The sequence below is a fragment of the Blastococcus sp. PRF04-17 genome (assembly GCF_023016265.1).
GTDB lineage: Bacteria > Actinomycetota > Actinomycetes > Mycobacteriales > Geodermatophilaceae > Blastococcus_B.
Map to the genome: position 1 here is coordinate 2,338,236 of NZ_CP095412.1, position 15,949 is coordinate 2,354,184.

8 protein-coding genes are annotated in these 15,949 nt (G+C 74.0%); 3 read left to right on the forward strand and 5 right to left on the reverse strand.

The features are described from left to right. Nucleotides 1-81: 81 nt before the first annotated feature. Nucleotides 82-540: an adenylyltransferase/cytidyltransferase family protein gene (locus tag MVA48_RS11935; protein ID WP_246980615.1), complete on the reverse strand. Its 459-nt coding sequence runs from the start codon at nucleotides 538-540 to the stop codon at nucleotides 82-84. 402 nt (nucleotides 541-942) lie between these two features. On the opposite strand from MVA48_RS11935, the gene MVA48_RS11940 reads away from it, so the two are divergent. Then, nucleotides 943-2,295 carry a YveK family protein gene (locus tag MVA48_RS11940; RefSeq protein WP_246980617.1) on the forward strand — a complete coding sequence of 451 codons (1,353 nt, stop codon included), beginning with the start codon at nucleotides 943-945 and terminating at the stop codon, nucleotides 2,293-2,295. A gap of 37 nt (nucleotides 2,296-2,332) precedes the next feature. On the opposite strand, the gene MVA48_RS11945 is transcribed toward MVA48_RS11940, so the two are convergent. Further along, nucleotides 2,333-3,613: an O-antigen ligase family protein gene (locus MVA48_RS11945; protein ID WP_246980619.1), complete on the reverse strand. Its 1,281-nt coding sequence runs from the start codon at nucleotides 3,611-3,613 to the stop codon at nucleotides 2,333-2,335. A 112-nt stretch (nucleotides 3,614-3,725) separates the two neighbouring features. Here MVA48_RS11945 and MVA48_RS11950 point away from each other — a divergent pair, with 112 nt between their 5' ends. Continuing rightward, nucleotides 3,726-4,082 carry a hypothetical protein gene (locus MVA48_RS11950; RefSeq protein ID WP_246980621.1) on the forward strand — a complete coding sequence of 119 codons (357 nt, stop codon included), beginning with the start codon at nucleotides 3,726-3,728 and terminating at the stop codon, nucleotides 4,080-4,082. Then, nucleotides 4,082-4,813 carry a glycosyltransferase family 4 protein gene (locus MVA48_RS11955; protein ID WP_246980623.1) on the forward strand — a complete coding sequence of 244 codons (732 nt, stop codon included), beginning with the start codon at nucleotides 4,082-4,084 and terminating at the stop codon, nucleotides 4,811-4,813. The genes MVA48_RS11950 and MVA48_RS11955 overlap by 1 nt, the downstream gene beginning before the upstream one ends. A gap of 2 nt (nucleotides 4,814-4,815) precedes the next feature. Here MVA48_RS11955 and MVA48_RS11960 read toward each other — a convergent pair whose 3' ends face one another. The 3 genes from MVA48_RS11960 to MVA48_RS23770 form a co-directional block, all read right to left on the reverse strand. Further along, nucleotides 4,816-6,108, reverse strand: a complete 1,293-nt coding sequence (locus MVA48_RS11960) for a hypothetical protein (protein ID WP_246980625.1) — start codon at nucleotides 6,106-6,108, stop codon at nucleotides 4,816-4,818. Nucleotides 6,109-6,188: 80 nt separating this feature from the next. Beyond that, nucleotides 6,189-10,631 carry a PKD domain-containing protein gene (locus MVA48_RS11965; protein ID WP_246980627.1) on the reverse strand — a complete coding sequence of 1,481 codons (4,443 nt, stop codon included), beginning with the start codon at nucleotides 10,629-10,631 and terminating at the stop codon, nucleotides 6,189-6,191. Between the two features lie 251 nt (nucleotides 10,632-10,882). Next, complete coding sequence (locus MVA48_RS23770) at nucleotides 10,883-15,763, reverse strand: PKD domain-containing protein (protein ID WP_305852256.1); 4,881 nt, start codon at nucleotides 15,761-15,763, stop codon at nucleotides 10,883-10,885. Between the last annotated feature and the right edge of the window lie 186 nt (nucleotides 15,764-15,949).

A 15,949-nucleotide genomic window follows, 5' to 3' on the forward strand; every position in this document is an offset into this window, starting at 1 on the left:
GGGGCCGGATCCCCAGTCTAAGGACCCCGCTGCCGCCCACGCCTCGCTCGCTCGGCGCGGGCCCCTGCAGCGGGGCCGTCCTCAGGAGGTGAGCGCGCGGGCCACCCGGCCCACCGGCTCCTCGGCGTCGATGGTGGCCAGCGCCTTGCGGAGGACCGTGCTGGAGGTGTGCATCGTGTACGGGAAGTACTTCACCTGGACGCCCACCTCGGCGAAGTCGCGCTCGAGCTTGTCGCCCTTGGGGGTGCCCCGCCAGTCGTCGCCCTTGAAGATGACGTCGAAACCGACCTGGCGCCACGTGTCGATCTTGTCCGGCACGACCTCGGCGTGGACGTCGTCGACGAAGCGCAGGCTGCGGACGATCTCCAGCCGCTCGCTGAGCGGGATGACCGGTGCCCGGCCCTTGGTGAGCAGGAGCATCTCGTCGGAGACCACGCCGGCGATGAGCCGGTCGCAGTGCTCGGCGGCGTGCTTGAGGATGTTCAGGTGCCCGATGTGGAACAAGTCGTAGGCGCCCGGCGCGTATCCGACCACCGTCATGCGTGATGCCCCCCTGTCGCACACCGCCAGGACTCGAGGCGGCGCGCACTCATCGTTACTTGCAGTGATGCCGGGCGACGACTGCGGCGCCTGACCTGCTGCTGGAGCCCGAAAGCTACCGGAACGGCGTCACGCACGGTGACGTTCGGCGCCTCCTTCACCCCATCGGGCGGGCAGGTCCGGCGTCGGGCCGGCAGGTCGCGAGGATCGACGACGGCGGGCCCTCCGGCGACCCCGCCCCATCGGGTGATGCCAGCCCAAGCGGACCTGGCGACACGTGGGTCCCGCACTAACATCGAGTACCGAGAGGCTCACGGACAGCGGGGTTCCGGCCTTCGACCAGCTGCGCCCGCCCGCGGTGCCAGAGCACCACGAGGCGTCGGCACAGCGACAGGGACGGACATGGAACTCACCGAGTACGTCGCCGTACTCCGCCGCCACTGGCGGATCTGGATCGGATGCACCGTCGTGTCGGTGCTGGCCGCGCTCCTGGTGCTGCAGGTGACGCCGCGCACCTACGAGGCCACGGCCCGGGTGTTCGTCTCGGCGTCGCCGTCGATCTCCAACAGCGCGCAGTACGTCAACCAGCGCGCCAAGAGCTACCCGGCCGTCGCGGCCAGCCAGGCCGTGCTCGGCCCGGTGATCGAGCGGCTGGGCCTCGACGAGACCGTCACCGAGCTCCGTGGCCGCGTCTCGGCCGAGAACCCGCCGGACACCTCGCAGGTGCAGGTCACCACCAGCTCCGGCGATCCGGAGGAGGCCGCGGCCATCGCCAACGCCGTCGCCGAGCAGCTCGCCGACGTGGTCGAGGAGCTCGAGACGCCGCAGTCGGGCAACCGGCCGGTCACTCTCACGGTCAACGACCCGGCGACGGTGCCCGTGCGTCCGGTCTCACCCGTGGCGCTGTTCGTGCTCGCGCTCGGTCTGGTCGCGGGGCTGTTCGTCGGCCTGGCCGCCGCGATCGTGCGCAGCCGGCTCGACACGAGCGTCCACTCGGAGGACGACGTCCGTCGTGTCTGGGGTGAGCAGGATCTCGACGTCCTGGCGCCGCGCCGCGGGCGGGCCCGCCGCAGCGCCCTGACCGGCCGGGCGGCCACCGCCCTGGCGCGCCGCCTCGAGCTGATCGCCGGCGACCGCTCGCTCCGCGTGGCGCTGCTCTGCCCCTCGCCGGACGAATTGCGCGCGGCGCGAGCGCTGGCCGAGGACGTCGCGGTGGAGCTGCGCGGTCGCGAGCTGCCCACCACCGTGACCGGTCCGGGCGTGGCCGGCGGCTCCGTCGCGGACGAGCGTCAGCTGATCCGTCTCGAGGTCGCCGACCCGCTGGCCCCGCTGCGCTTCTGGCGCGAGGTCGCCGCGCGCTACGACGGCGTCGTCCTCGTCGTGCCGGTCGGCCGGGTCGACGAGGCCGAACTGCTCGAGGTGCGCCGCATCCTGCGCGACGTCCACCTCCGGCCGCTCGCCGTCGTCCTGGCCCGCGGCCGCGGCGTCCAACGGGCCGGGAGGAAGCCGCCGTCCCCGACCGTGCTCCCCGGTCCGCCCGCCGAGCTGCGCACCGCGTCCGACCCGGCCGCCACCGCCCGGCGCGTCCCGCCGCCGGCCCCGGGCAGCGGGGCCGGCGCGGTCACCGCGACGGTGCCCGCGGCCACGACCGTCACCCTGTCCCCCGGGTCGCCCGACGCCACGGCCCCCACGGGCAACCACGACGTGCCCGACACCGAGCACAAGGGCGGGGCGGTGCCGCGGCGCGGCCGCTGACCCTCCTGGGACCGCCTCGGGCCGACCGGTCAGCCGGTCAGGACGACGGCACCGCCGGCGGGCCGACCGGGTAGCGGCGCACCTCGTCGTCGGCCGACGGAAGCGCTCCGGACCCGGGACCGCCGGGCGCGCGGTGGACGACCGGTCGCGAGGCCGGGGGCGGCAGCTCGTCGTGCAGGCGCGCCCGCGTGCCGCCCTCGACGAGCAGCGAGAGGGCGAAGAACGCCAGGAAGGCAGGGGTGGCGTCGAACATGCCGCTCTCGACGAGGCTGCGGCCGACGAGGAAGACCCACAGCCCCAGGAACAGCGCCCGGTAGGGGCGAGGGGCGCGCACGAGGCCACGCAGCACCCAGAGCACCCAGACGACGGCCGCCAGCAGCCCGAGCAGCCCCGTCTGGACGAGCAGCGAGACCCAGCTGCTGTCGAGCGGCTGCTCGTTCCACCACTGCCCCTCGACCTCGATGATCTTCACCGAGAGGCCGCCACCGAACGCGAGCTGCCACGCCGACTCGGCCCAGCGCGTGGCGGCGTCCCAGGCGATGAACCGCGACTCCAGCGTGCTGACGCCGGTGCCGTCACGCTCCAACCAGCCGGCCAGCACCCCGGTCGTCACGGCCAGCACCGCGCCGAAGCCACCGAGCAGCAGGCCCCCCACGACCAGTCCGACCCGCGCACGCCGGATGTGCAGGGCCATGACCATCAGCGCGGCGACGAGCATGAGCAGCGCCGTGCGCGAGCCGGTCGCCCAGACGACGCCCAGGGCGACAGCCCCCGATCCGGTCAGGCGCCAGCCCAGTTCGCCGAGCACAGTGCGCCACACCACGTAGACCACGACGATGCCGGCGAGCATGGCCAGCTCGTTGGGGCTCAGCGGCGGCAGCCCGCCCTGGAGCCGTCCGGTGGACACCGTCGACACCCCGGTCACCGCGGCGACCGCCCCCACGGACCCGCAGGCGAGCGCGAGGGACGAGAAGAACTGCTGGACCGTGGAGTTGCGGAGGAGGAAGAAGACGGCGCCGGCCAGGACGGCGACGCGGACGGCCACCAGCCCGCTGGCCATCAGCGTGCCGTGCACGAGGGCGCCGAAGACCGAGCTGCCCAGCACGATCCCGAGCATCCACACCGAGCCGGTGCCCAGCCGGCGGCGGTAGCCGGACTGGGCGGCGAAGAACGCCAGAGCCAGCGCCAGGCCGCTGAGGCCGCCCTTGGCCACGACCACCGGGTCCAGCGATCCGGCGAAGTACTGGCCGCGCCGCCAGCCGACGGTGCACGCCACGAGCAGCAGCGCCACGACGAGGCGCACGACGGCGCCCCCCACCGGCCGGCCCCCTCGCGCCGACCTGCGTCGGCGCAGGAGTGGTCATGACGGCAGATGCTACGGGCGGATCCGCGCATTCCGGGTGAACTCGTGGCGCCTGGCTACCCTTCGGGTGACGACCACGGCGGGTGGCCGGGACGGGGGACGGCCGGTGCGGGTGCTCTTCGACGGCTACTGGCTGCTCAGCGGGCCTCCGTCGGGCCGCCGGGTGGTCGACTCCTTCCTCCGAACCTGGTCGGTCGACCACCCCGGCGACGCGCTCACGGTGGCCGTGCCGAGGGCCGAGCAGGAGCAGATCCGGGGTCTGCTGGGTGATCTGCCGGTCGAGCTGCGGACGGTCCGCCGGCGGCCGCACGGCATCAGCGCGATGACCGAGATGGGGTCGCTCGCCGACGTCGACGTCGTCCTCGCGCAGAACTACACGCCCCTGCGTTCGAGGCGCTGCGCGCGACCTTCATCCACGACCTGATGTTCGAGGAGCACCCGGAGTTCTTCACCCGGAGCGAGCGGGTGTACTTCGCGGGCATGCCGTGGTCGGCCCGGTTCGCCGACGTGCTCCTGACCTCGACCCACGCCGAGGCCGGCCGCATCGCCCGCACCCGCCCCCGCCTGGCCGGCAAGGTCCGGCCCATCGGGCTGACGGTGCCGGAGAGCTTCGCGGCGACCTCCGCGCAGAACCCCGACCTCGGACTCGAACCGGGCCGCTTCCTGCTGTGCGTCGGCCGCCTCAACGCCCGCAAGAACGTCAACCGGCTGATGGACGCCCTCCGCGCGGAGGACCTGCTCGGGGACGACTTCCCGCTGGTGGTGGTCGGCGAGCCCGACGGCCTCGCCATCGCCCGCATCGACCCGACCGACCGGCGCTTCCGGTTCGTCGGCGGAGTGAGCGACGAGGCGTTGCGGTGGCTCTACGAGCAGTGCCGCCTGTTCGTCTTCCCCTCTCTCGACGAGGGGTTCGGGCTGCCGGTGGTCGAGGCGGCCATCTGCGGGGCGCCGATGGTGCTCAGCGACATCCCCGCCTTCCGGGAGCTGGCCCCCGGCGCGGTCTTCTTCGACCCGCTCGACGTCGCGTCGATCGGCGCCGCGGTCCGCGACGAGCTGGCCGGCTCCCCGAGTCCCGCGCCGGAGGTCGTCGTCCCGACCTGGTCGGAGGTCGTGGGCCGGATCCGGACCGCGGTGGTCGAGCGGCTGGCGGGCTGACGTCAGACCGGCGCCGGCGCGCGGCCGGTCCGGTGCGCACCGTCCTCGCGGTCGGCGAGGGGCCTGAGCACCAGCTGCCGGACGGCGACCGCGGCCAGCAGCGGGCCGACCGCCAGGGTCAGCGGCGCCCACTGCTCCCCCTCGGCGACGGAGCGCACCAGCAGCACGACCACGCCCAGCGCCACGAACTCGAGCAGCCGGACCGCGAGCACCCGGCGCTGCTGCCGCTGCACCGTGGCCACGCCCGAGTACGGCAGCAGGACGGCGGCCGCGACGGCGTAGGCCCCCCAGCCGGCGACGGCCAGCACCGGCATGTCGTACCCGCCGCCGGTGAGCAGCGGCTCGACCACCGGTTGCAGGGCCACCGCGGCGAGGGAGATGAGCGCGACCGAGCCGGCCATGGCCAGGGCCACCCGGTCGGCCGACCGGAGCGCCCGGCTCACGGGGCGCGGGCCCGTGGAGTCCCGGCTCATGGTCACGTAGTGGGGCAGCAGGTAGGAGCCGAGCCCCGCGACGATGGTGAGCGTGGGCGCGGTGTAGACGCGAGCGGCCTCGATCGGACCGTAGGCGGCTGCCCCCGCCAGACCCACCACGACGAACCGGAGGCCGGAGAGCAGCCCCGGCCGGATCGTCTGCGCCGCGGCGCGCCACACCCCGAAGGCCCACACGGCGGCCAGGTCGGCGCCGCGCCACGGACCACGGGCCCGCTCGTCCAGCGGCACCCGCCACCACGCGACGAGGCCGGCGGCGGTCTGACCCGCCAGGAGGGCCACGAAGAAGTGCGGCAGGGTCAGCGGCCCGGCGACGGCGTAGCCCACGAGCGTCGCGAGGGCGACGACCAGGCTGGTCAGGTCGACCGCCGGCAGGGACCAGAAGCGCCCCGTCGCCATCAGGAGGCGGCGCAGCGTGTCCTCGAGCACGAAGGCGACGACGGCCAGCCCGAGCACGCCGGCGGCCCACGCCGGGAGGACCCCGGTGACCGCGGCCAGTCCGCCACCGACCAGCCCGGCGACGACCGCGACGAGCACCGCCCAGACGTGCAGCCCGGCGCGCACGGGCCGGTCGTGCCGGTCGAGGACGGTGAGCGAGTCGCCGACCATGCCACTGGCCACCGCGGTGACCAGGACGATCAGCCCGTAGATCAGCGCGAACGTGGCGAGCCCGGCGGCACCGAGGAAGCGGGCGGCGGCGACCTGCAGGACCAGGCCGGCCAGCGCCTGGGTGACCTGTCCGGCCACGGCCCCGCTCGCGGGACGGCGCAGGAGCCCGACCAGCCCTCCCAGCCCCCACGTCATGCACAGATCCTCTCAGCGCCGACGGCTCGGCCTTCGCAACGGCGACGGTGCACCACCCTGCGGGGGTCGGCACCGCGCATTCAGCCGACCGGCGTCACCAGGAAGCCGGTGAACCGGACCGCGGTCGCGACCGTCGTGCCGCCCGGCCGGTGCGCCAGGAGACCGATCCCGCCCGCCGCCTGGAGTTCCGCCGTCGTGTCGGTCCGGGTCAGCGAGGCCGCGCTCGGCTCCTCCGTCCCGGCGAGCCACACGGTGGCCGAGACGGCGGTGGTGCCCGTACCCGACACCTGGACGCGGACGTTCAGCGCCGCCCCCGGCGCGTAGACCAGGCCCGGCACGACCAGCTCGCCGCCGGGGAAGGTCTCGGTGCCACCGGCCAGCCGCGACAGGGCGAGCGCGACCCGGCCGTCGGCCAGCACCCGCACCCGCACCCGGTACTCCTGGCCGGTGCCCACGCGGCGGCCGGTGACGTAGACGTAGGTGCCGTTGCCGGTCGGCATGGCGCTGAGCGAGAACGTGGTGAGCACGTTCGCGTCCGTGCGGCGGATCCCGTCCAGGTAGCTGCCGGTGTTGTGGCCGGCCGCGTCCAGGCGGAACTCCCCCACCCCCGGCGTCACCGACTGGCGGGTGCCGCCCGCGGCGACGGTCCAGGCACCGCCGACGTCCGCGCTGCCCCAGCCGCCGGTGACCTCGCGGGCGAACGTGTCGCTCGCGACGACCTCCACGGCCGGCGCGGACACGGTCACGTCCTGGGTGGTGGACCGGCTCTCGCCCGAGTCGTCGGTGACGGTCAGGGTGACCGGGTAGGTGCCGCCCTCGGCGTAGGTGTACGACGCGGTCACGCCCTCGGCGGTGCCGCCGTCCCCGAAGTCCCAGGCGTAGGACACCACGCGGCCGTCCGGATCGCCGGACCCGGCCCCGTCCACGGCCACGGCCAGGCCCGTCGGGGTGGCCGTGAAGGCCGCGACCGGGGGCTCGTTCACCGGCACCTGGGCCGCCGCGAGGGTGACCACGCGGAAGCCGGTGAAACGGACGACGTTGGCCGCGGTGGCGCTGGTGGGACGGTGGACGGTCAGGCCCACGGCGCCGGCCGCCTGGAGCTCCGCCGTCGTGTCGGTCCGAGTGAGCGCGGGCGTCGACGGCTCGGCCGAGCCGTCCCGCCACACCGAGGCGGTGATCTCGGTCGTGCCGGTACCGGAGACCCTCACGCGGGCGTTGACCTTCGAGCCCGCCGTGTAGGTCAGGCCCGGGACGACGACCTCGCCACCGGGGAACGTCTCCGTCCCACCGACGAGGCGGGACAGCGCGAGACCCACCGTGCCGTCCGGCGCGAAGCGGACCCGGACCCGGTACTCCTGGCCGGTGCCGACCCGCCGGCCCGAGACGAACACCATCGTCCCGCCGCCGGTCGGCATCGCGTCGAGCGAGAACGAGGTCAGGACGTCGGCGTCGCTCTGCGCGATGTCGCCGAGGTAGCTGCCGGTGTTCTGGTTCGGGCCGTCCAGCCGCAGCACGGCCGAGCCCGGCTCCACCGACTGGCGCGTCGGGCCGGCCGACGCCGTCCAGACGCCGCCCTTGTCGGCGGTGCCGAGACCGCCGGTGACGGTGCGGCCGAAGGCGTCATCGGCGATGACCACCTGCACCGGCGGTGCGGTGACCTCCACGACCTTCTCGGCCGAGGCGGTCGCGCCGTCGTCGTCGGTCACCGTGAGGGTGACCGTGTAGGTGCCGGCCCTGGCGTAGGCGTGGGAAGCCGTCACCCCGGTGGCGGTCGCGCCGTCACCGAAGTTCCAGGCGTAGCCGGTCAGGACGCCGTCGCTGTCGGCCGCCGCCGAGGCGTCGACGGTGAGCGCGAGGTGCTGCGCCGAGGCGGTGAAGGCCGCCGTCGGCACCGCGTTCGGCACGACCGGCGCGACCGTGACCAGCCGCGTCGCCGTGCTGGTGGCACCGCGGTTGTCGGTGACGGTCAGGGTGACCGGGTAGGTGCCCGCCGCCGCGTAGGTACGCGACGCCGTGGCGCCGGCGCCGGTCGAACCGTCACCGAAGTTCCACGCGTAGCCGGTGATCGTGCCGTCGACGTCGGTGGCGCCGGTGCCGTCGAAGCCGGCCACGAGACCGTCGGCCGTGGCCGCGAACCGGGCCGTGGGGGGCAGGTTGGCAGGCTGCGCGTTCGTGCCCGCCGCGGCGTGCGCCGCCACGCGGGCCCCCGACAGGGCCTTCGGGTAGAGGGCCACCTCGTCGATCCGGCCGGTGAACGAGTTGGTTCCGCCCATCGCGCGGTCACTGCCGACCCGGAAGTAGCCGTTGTAGGCCTGGCCCGTCGTGGTGTCGGTCCGGGCGTCGACCAGTGTGCCGTCGACGTAGAGCGCCATGCCCGCGGAGCTCAGCGAAGCGGCCACGTGGTGCCACTTGCCGTCGTTGAACGAAGCGCTGCTGGTGACGGTGCGGACCGTCAGCCGGTTCTTGTTGGCGGGCGTCTTCACGCCGAAGTTCACGCGGCCCCGCGAGTCGAGGTAGACCTGCCGGTCGTAGGTCGAGCTGCTGCCCGACGCGGCGCTGGCGAAGCCCAGGATGCGGCCGCCCGAACCCGAGCTGGTCTGGAACCAGGCCTCCGCGGTGAAGGTGTTCGGCGCCGCGGTGGCGCTCTGGGTAGCCAGGGTCGCGGTGGCGCTGCCGTTGAAGGAGTACGCCGTGTCGGCGTCACCCGACAGCGCGCCGGTCACCCCACGGCTGACCCCGGAGCCGACCGTCAGCGGGCGGGTGCCCACCGAGTCGGCCGCCGGCCCGGACGTCTCGCCCAGGCGCCAGTGCGACGAGGCGCCGTCGGTGCGGACCATGGCCGGGTAGTCGACCGCCGTGGTCGCCGGCGCGGGGGCGACCTCGACCGGGATCCACTCGCCGGCGGCCTGGTTGCCGAACGCGTCGGTGGCGACCACGCGGTAGCGCAGCGAGCCGCTGACACCGGCGTCCGTGGCGCTCAGCTGGCTGTTCTGCCACCAGAGGGAGGCCTTGACGGTCTCGTAGACCGGCGCTGCGCGGCCCTCGCGGTAGACCGAGTAGGTCAGGTGCTCGTTGTCCGGGTCGTTCGTCGTCGTCCAGGCGATCCTGGCCAGGCCCGGCTGCGGTGAGGTCACCGACGTCGCCGGACCGGCCACGGGACCGATCTTGTTGGGGGCCAGCGCCGGCACCGCGTAGCGGACCAGTCCCTGCTGACCCTGCCCGTTGACGCGCGGGAACTCACCGGCGTACGCCACGTACCGACCGTTGCCGGTGACGCTCCAGCCCGCCTGGCCCTGACCCGTGAACGTGCCCGGGGCCATGGTCGGGGTCCAGGCGAGCATCTTGCCGGCGGGCAGGCCGCGGAGGTTGCTGTTCTTGATGGTCCTCGAGCCGACCACGCCGAAAGGCGTCGTCGTGAACGCCGCCGCGAACTTGTGGATCCGGGGGTTCTCCTCCGGGAAACCGCCGATGTTGCCGCACTCGTGCGGATGGCCGGCGATGTAGAGGGCGCCGTCCACCGGGTAGCTGGAGTAGGTGTCGCCGCGGCAGTCGTTGATCAGCACGATCGCGCCACCGTCGGCGCGGGCCACGAAGGAACCCTCGAGGTTCCCGGGGCCGCCGTAGTCGTAGGCCGTGCCGTAGACGTTCACGCCGTCGGTGGTGACGCTGTAGATCGCCGAGTGGTCACCCTGGTTGGTGAGCTTCTCGTTGATCGCGAAGGGGCGGGTGGCGCCGGTGAGGGCGTCGATCGCGGCCACACCGGTGGCCTTGACCCCGTTCATCGAGTCGAACCGGCCGGCGGCCACGACCTGGGATCCACCGCCGGTGATCACCAGCGACATGACCTGGTCGTTGCCGGTCGTCGTCGCGGCTGGGCCCGGCACGGGCGCCCAGGGCAGGAGGCTGCCGTCGGCGGCGGCCACCGCGGCCAGGCGGGTGCGGCTCACGCCGCCGACCGCGGAGATGCTGCCGCCGAGGTAGACGGTCTCGTTCGTCGCGGCGATGGCCCGGACCTGGCTGTTGATGTTGGGCCGCCAGGTCGGCACGAGGGCGCCGGTCGCGGTGTCGAACGCGGCGACGCGGTTGCGGACCTGACCGTCGACCTGGTTGAAGTCACCGCCGACGTACAGCCGGGAGCCGTCGGGGGAGCTCGCCACGGCCAGGACCTGGCCGTTGAGCACCGGGGCGAAGGAGGTGACGAGCTCGCCGGTGCGGATGTCGTAGGCCAGCAGGTTGGCCCGCGGCGTCTCCTGCGTCCCGGCGGCTGCGCCGGCGGGCCGGGCGGTCGAGAAGTTGCCGCCGACGTACACGGTGTTGCCGACGACGGCCTGCGCCCACGCCACGCCGTTGATCTGCGTGGTCGGCAGGGCGTCCGCAGCGACCGTGGCCGGCGTGCCGGTGAGCGGCTGCGTGTCGGCGCCGGCCGTTCCCGGCGCCAGCAGGCCCATGACGCCACTGGTGAGCAGGGCGGCCACGAATGCCGCGATGATCCGCTGCGGCGCGGGCGCCGGTGCTGCAGACATGACGATGTTCCCCCGTGTTCCCCCGTGGTGCCCACGGCAGCCGCCCAGGTCGGACGACGGACACCGAGAGTGACGATGACACGGAGTCACCGCATTTCTCGCCGCTGAGCGGGGCGAATCACCCGCACGAGCGGGGTCGGTGTGACTGTGCGTGATCAGCTCGGCACGCGTTGATCAACTTGTGCTGCTGGACGCGGCCGAGCGCCGTCCGGACGGCCCCTGGTGGGACCGGCCGGACGGCGCCGCCGACGCTAGGCCTGGGCGGTGACGCGGAACGACGTGAACCGGACGGTGGTGGCTGCAGTGGTCCCGCCCGGCCGGTGGACCGTCAGGCCCACGCCACCGGAGGCCTGCAGGGCCGCCGTGGTGTCCGTGCGGACCATCTGCGGAGCCGCAGGTTCGGTCGTGCCGGCGAGCCACACCGTCGTCGCGAGCTGCGTCGTGCCCGTGCCCGAGCCGGTCGCGACCACGCGGACGGTCAGGCTCGAGCCCGGAGCCCACGTGAGCCCCGGCACGAAGACCTCGCCGCCCGGGAAGGCCTCCGTGCCGCCCGACAGCCGCGACAGCGCCAGCGCGACCCGGCCGTCCGGGAGGACCCGGACACGGCTGCGGTACTCCAGCCCCGCGCCCACCCGGCGCGGGGTCACGTAGACGTACGTGCCGTTGCCGGTCGGCGCCGAGCTCAGCGAGAACGTGGTGAGGACGTCGGCGTCCCCGATCCCGCTGCCGATCCAGGACCCGGTGTTGTTGCCGGCCGCGGGCAGCGTCATCTCCGCCCCGCCCGGCGCCACCGACTGCCGGTTGGCGCCGGCCGACGCGGTCCAGGCGCCCCCGACGTCCGCCGTCCCGAGACCGTTGGACGCCGTCCGCCCGAAGGTGTCGTCCACCAGTACCTCGGGGCCGGCGGCGTCGGAGACCGTCACGTCGTGGCTCACGGCGGACTCGGTTCCGTCGTCGTCGGTGACCGTGAGAGTGACCCGGTAGGTACCCGGCGCCGCGTAGCCGTGCGTCGCACCCGGGCCCCCGGTGGCGGTCGCGCCGTCACCGAAGTCCCACGCGTAGCCCGTCACGGATCCGTCGGGGTCGGACGAGCCGGACGCGTCGAACGTCACCGACAGGCCGTTCGGCGTCGCCGCGAACGCCGCGGTGGGCGGCTGGTTGGCACCCGGGGGTGCGGTCACCGTCACCGACCGGGTCGCGGTACCGGTGGCGCCGTCGTCGTCGGTGACGGTCAGCGTGATCGTGTACGTGCCGGCCGCGGCGTACGTGTGCGTCGCGGTGGCACCCGAACCCGCCGGGCTGCCGTCACCCCAGTTCCACGAGAAGCCCGTGACGGTGCCGTCGGCATCGTCCGAACCGGCCGCGTCGACCGAGACCTCGAGCCCGCTGGGCGTCGCCAGGAACGTGGCCGTGGGCGCGGAGTTGGCCGGCGGCGGCACCACGGCGCCGTCACCGTCGGCGGTGACGCGGAAGCCGGTGAACCGCACGGCGGTCGCCGCGGTGGTGTTGCCCGGCCGGTGGACCGTCAGGCCCAGCCCGCCGGCCGCCTGCAGGGCGGCTGTCGTGTCGGTGCGGACCATCTGCGGCGCAGGCGGCTCGGTGTCGGACGCCCGCCACACCGTGGCCTCGATCTCGGTCGGAGCGGTGCCCATCACCCGCACGCGGGCGTTCAGCGGCGTGCCCGCGGCGAAGGTCAGGCCCGGGACGACGACCTCCCCGCCCGGGAATGTCTCGCCGCCAGAGAGCCGGGAGAGCGCCAGGGCCACCCGGCCGTCGGACATCAGCCGGATCCGCACCCGGTACTCCTGCCCGCTCCCGACCCGGCGGCCGGTCACGTACACGTACGTGCCCGAGCCGGTCGGCATCGAACTGACCGAGAAGGTGGTCAGCACGTCCGCGCTGGTCTGGGACACCTGGTCCAGGTACGAACCGGTGTTGTTGCCCGCGCCCGGCAGCGACATGGTCGCCGTCCCCGGCGCCACCGACTGGCGGGTGCCGCCGGCCGAGACCAGCCACGGACCGCCGACGTCGGCGGTGCCGAGACCGTTGGCCACGGTGCGCCCGAACGCGTCCTCGGCCAGGACCGCGGGGCCGGCCGGCGCGGTGGCCGTGACCTCCCGGGTCGTGGTGTCCGAGGCGCCGCCGTCGTCGGTGACGGTGAGGGACACCGTGTAGGTGCCCGCCGCCGAGTAGGTGTGCGTCGGGGCCACGCCGGTGCCCACCGCACCGTCGCCGAAGTCCCAGACGTAGGCGGCGATGGAGCCGTCGGCGTCGGACGAGGCGCCGGCGTCGAAGGCAGCCGTCAGGTCGGTGGAGGTCGCGGTGAAGGCCGCCGCCGGCGCGATGTTCGGCGGGGGCGCCGTCACGGTCACGTCCTCCGTGGCCGTGTCGGTGTCACCGTCGTCGTCGGTGACGGTCAGCGTCACGGTGTAGGTGCCCGCGGCCGCGTAGGTGTGCGACGCCGTGGCGGCCGGTCCCGTCGTCCGGTTGCCGTCGCCGAAGTCCCAGGCGTAGGTGGCCACCGTTCCGTCGGCGTCGGTCGAGCCCGACCCGTCGAACGCGGCGGTCAGCTGGCTGACCGTGGCGGTGAACCGGGCCTCCGGGGCCTGGTTCGGCGGCGGGTCGGTGACGGTCACCTGGCGGGTGGCCGTGGCCGTGGCACCGCGGTCGTCGGTCACCGTCAGCGTGACGGTGTACGTGCCGGCCGCCGCGTAGGTGTGCGACGGCGCCACGCCCGTGCCGACCTCGTCGTCACCGAAGTTCCACTCGTACGAGGCGATGGTGCCGTCGGAGTCGGTCGACGTGGCCGCGTCGAACGACGCGGTCAGGTCGGCCACCGCCGAGGAGAACGCCGCGGTCGGCGGGACGTTGATGGCCTGGCCGGTGCTGCCGAGGCTGAAGTGGTTGGCCACCTGGCCGGCGCTGAGCACCGTCGGGTAGATCGCCACGTCGTCGACCGTGCCGGTCCAGTAGTCGGCGCCGACCCAGCCGCGGTCGCCACCGATGCGCCAGTAGCCGTTGTAGGCCTGGGCGCTGGTGGGTGTGCTGCTGGAGGCGGTGCGGACGCCGTCCACGTAGAGCGCCATGCCGGCGGGACCGAGGGTGGCGACGACGTGGTGCCACTGGCCGTCGTTGTAGATCCCGGAGCCGTTGATCGGGTGGCGGGCGGTCGTGTAGACGCCGAAGTACACCCGGCCCTGGGGGTCCATGTAGATGTGCCGGTCGCGGTTGTTGCTGATCCCCGACGGCGAGCTGCCGAAGCCGAGGATCTTGCCGCCCAGCGTCGAGGTGGTCCGGAACCACGCCTCGGCCGTGAAGACGTTCGGGCCGGGCACGGACCGCTGCGTGGCGGCCAGGCCGTTGGACGTGCCGTCGAAGGACGACGCGGTGTTGGCCGTGCCGGAGATCGCGCCGGCGGCCCCGCGGGCGACCCCGGTGCCGACGCTCAGGTCGTGGAAGCCGGCGTGGTCGTAACCCAGCGCGGTGCCGGTGGGCTCGTCGAGCCGCCAGTAGTTCGACGCCCCGTCGGCGACGACGGTGTCGGCGTACCGACCACCGCCGGCGGTGTCCGCGGACACCGTCACCGAGGTGGTCGCCCGGGTGGCCTGGTTGCCGAACGGGTCGATCGCGTAGACCCGGTACGTGTACGTGGCGCCGGGCGTGAGACCGCGGTCGACGAAGCCCATGTCGGGGGTGTTCCACCAGGTCGAGGCCACACCGGGAGCGGGCGTCTCGTACACCGGGGCAGCGGTGTTGCCGTTGCGCACGACGCGGTAGCGCAGGTACTCGTTGTCGTTGTCGTAGGTGGCGCGCCAGGAGACCCGCGCGGTGCCGGCCGACAGGGAGGCGACGGTCGGCGTGAGGTTGTCGTGCGCCGTCGGCCCGACCGCGTTGGGAGCGCCGTTGTCGGCGCGCGTGTAGCGCACCAGACCCTGCTGGCCGACGCCGTTGACGCGGGGGAACTCGCCCCCGTAGACGACGTAGTCCTCGTTGCCGGTGACGCTCCAGCCCGCCTGGCCCTGGCCGGTGTAGGTGCCGGGGTTCATGGTCGGGAACCAGTTCAGCATCGACGGGCCGGGCTGCCCGACGAAGCTGATGCCGCGCAGCATCGGCCCCTGCACGGTGCGGGTGGCCACCGTGGTCATGGCGCTCGCGAACTTGTTGACCCGCGGGTTCTGCTCGGGGAATCCGCCGTTCTGCGGGCACTGGTGGACGTGGGTGGCGATGTAGAGGACGCCGTCCAGCGGGTAGCTGGAGTAGCTGTCGCCGTGGCAGGCGTTGATCGCGATGACCTTGCCACCGTCGGCGGTCGCCGCGAAGGAGCCCTCGAGGTTGCCGGGGCCGTAGAAGTCGTAGGCGGTGCCGTAGACGGTGGTGGCGTCGGCGTCGGTGGTGAGGCTCCAGACCGCGGAGTTCACGCCCTGGTTCGTGAGGATCTGGTTGACCGCGAACGGCCGGGTCTCACCGGTGACGGCGTCGAGCGCACCGACCCCGGTGGCCTTGATCTCGTTGAGGGAGTCGAAGCGGCCGGCGGCCACGACCTGGCTGCCGCCGTGGGTCAGCACCAGCGCGAGCACCTGGTTGCTCGTCGAGAAGTTGCCGTTGCGGTTGCCGCTCGTGTCGCCCACACCCGGCTGCGGGGCCCAGGGCAGGAGGGACCCGTCGGCGGCGTCGACCGCCGCGAGCCGGTTGCGGCTGACGCCGCCGACCGCAGTGATGCTGCCCCCGAGGTAGACCGTCTCGTTCGTGGCCGCGATGGCCCGCACCTGGCTGTTGACGCTGGGCCGGAACGTGGCGATCAGATCACCGGCCGGTGTGAGGGCGGCGATCCGCTGGCGGGTCTGGCCGTTCACCTGGGTGAAGTCGCCGCCGACGTAGATCCGCGAGCCGTCCGGCGAGGCGGTGATCGCCAGCGCCTGCCCGTTGAGGCTCGGTGCGAACGAGGTGATGAGGTTCCCGGTGCGGATGTCGTAGGCCAGGATGTTGTTGCGGACGACCTCCTGGGTGCCCGGCGCCGCGCCGGCCGGCCGTGCGCGGTCGAAGCTCCCCGCCACGTACACGGTGTTGCCGACGACGACCTGGGACCACGCCACACCGTTCATCTGCACCGTCGGCAGGCCGTCGGCGGTCACGGTCCGGGGCGTGGCGGGCGACGGGACCGGCGGTGCGGAGTCCGCTCGTGCGCCGGTGGGCGCGAGCATGCCCATCACGCCCGCCACCAGGAGGGCACTGAGCGCGCCCGACAGAATGCGCGCAGGAGCGCCCGACCACGACGTCATCGTCACAGATCCCCGTTCCGGCCGCCCCCGTGGCCGCCC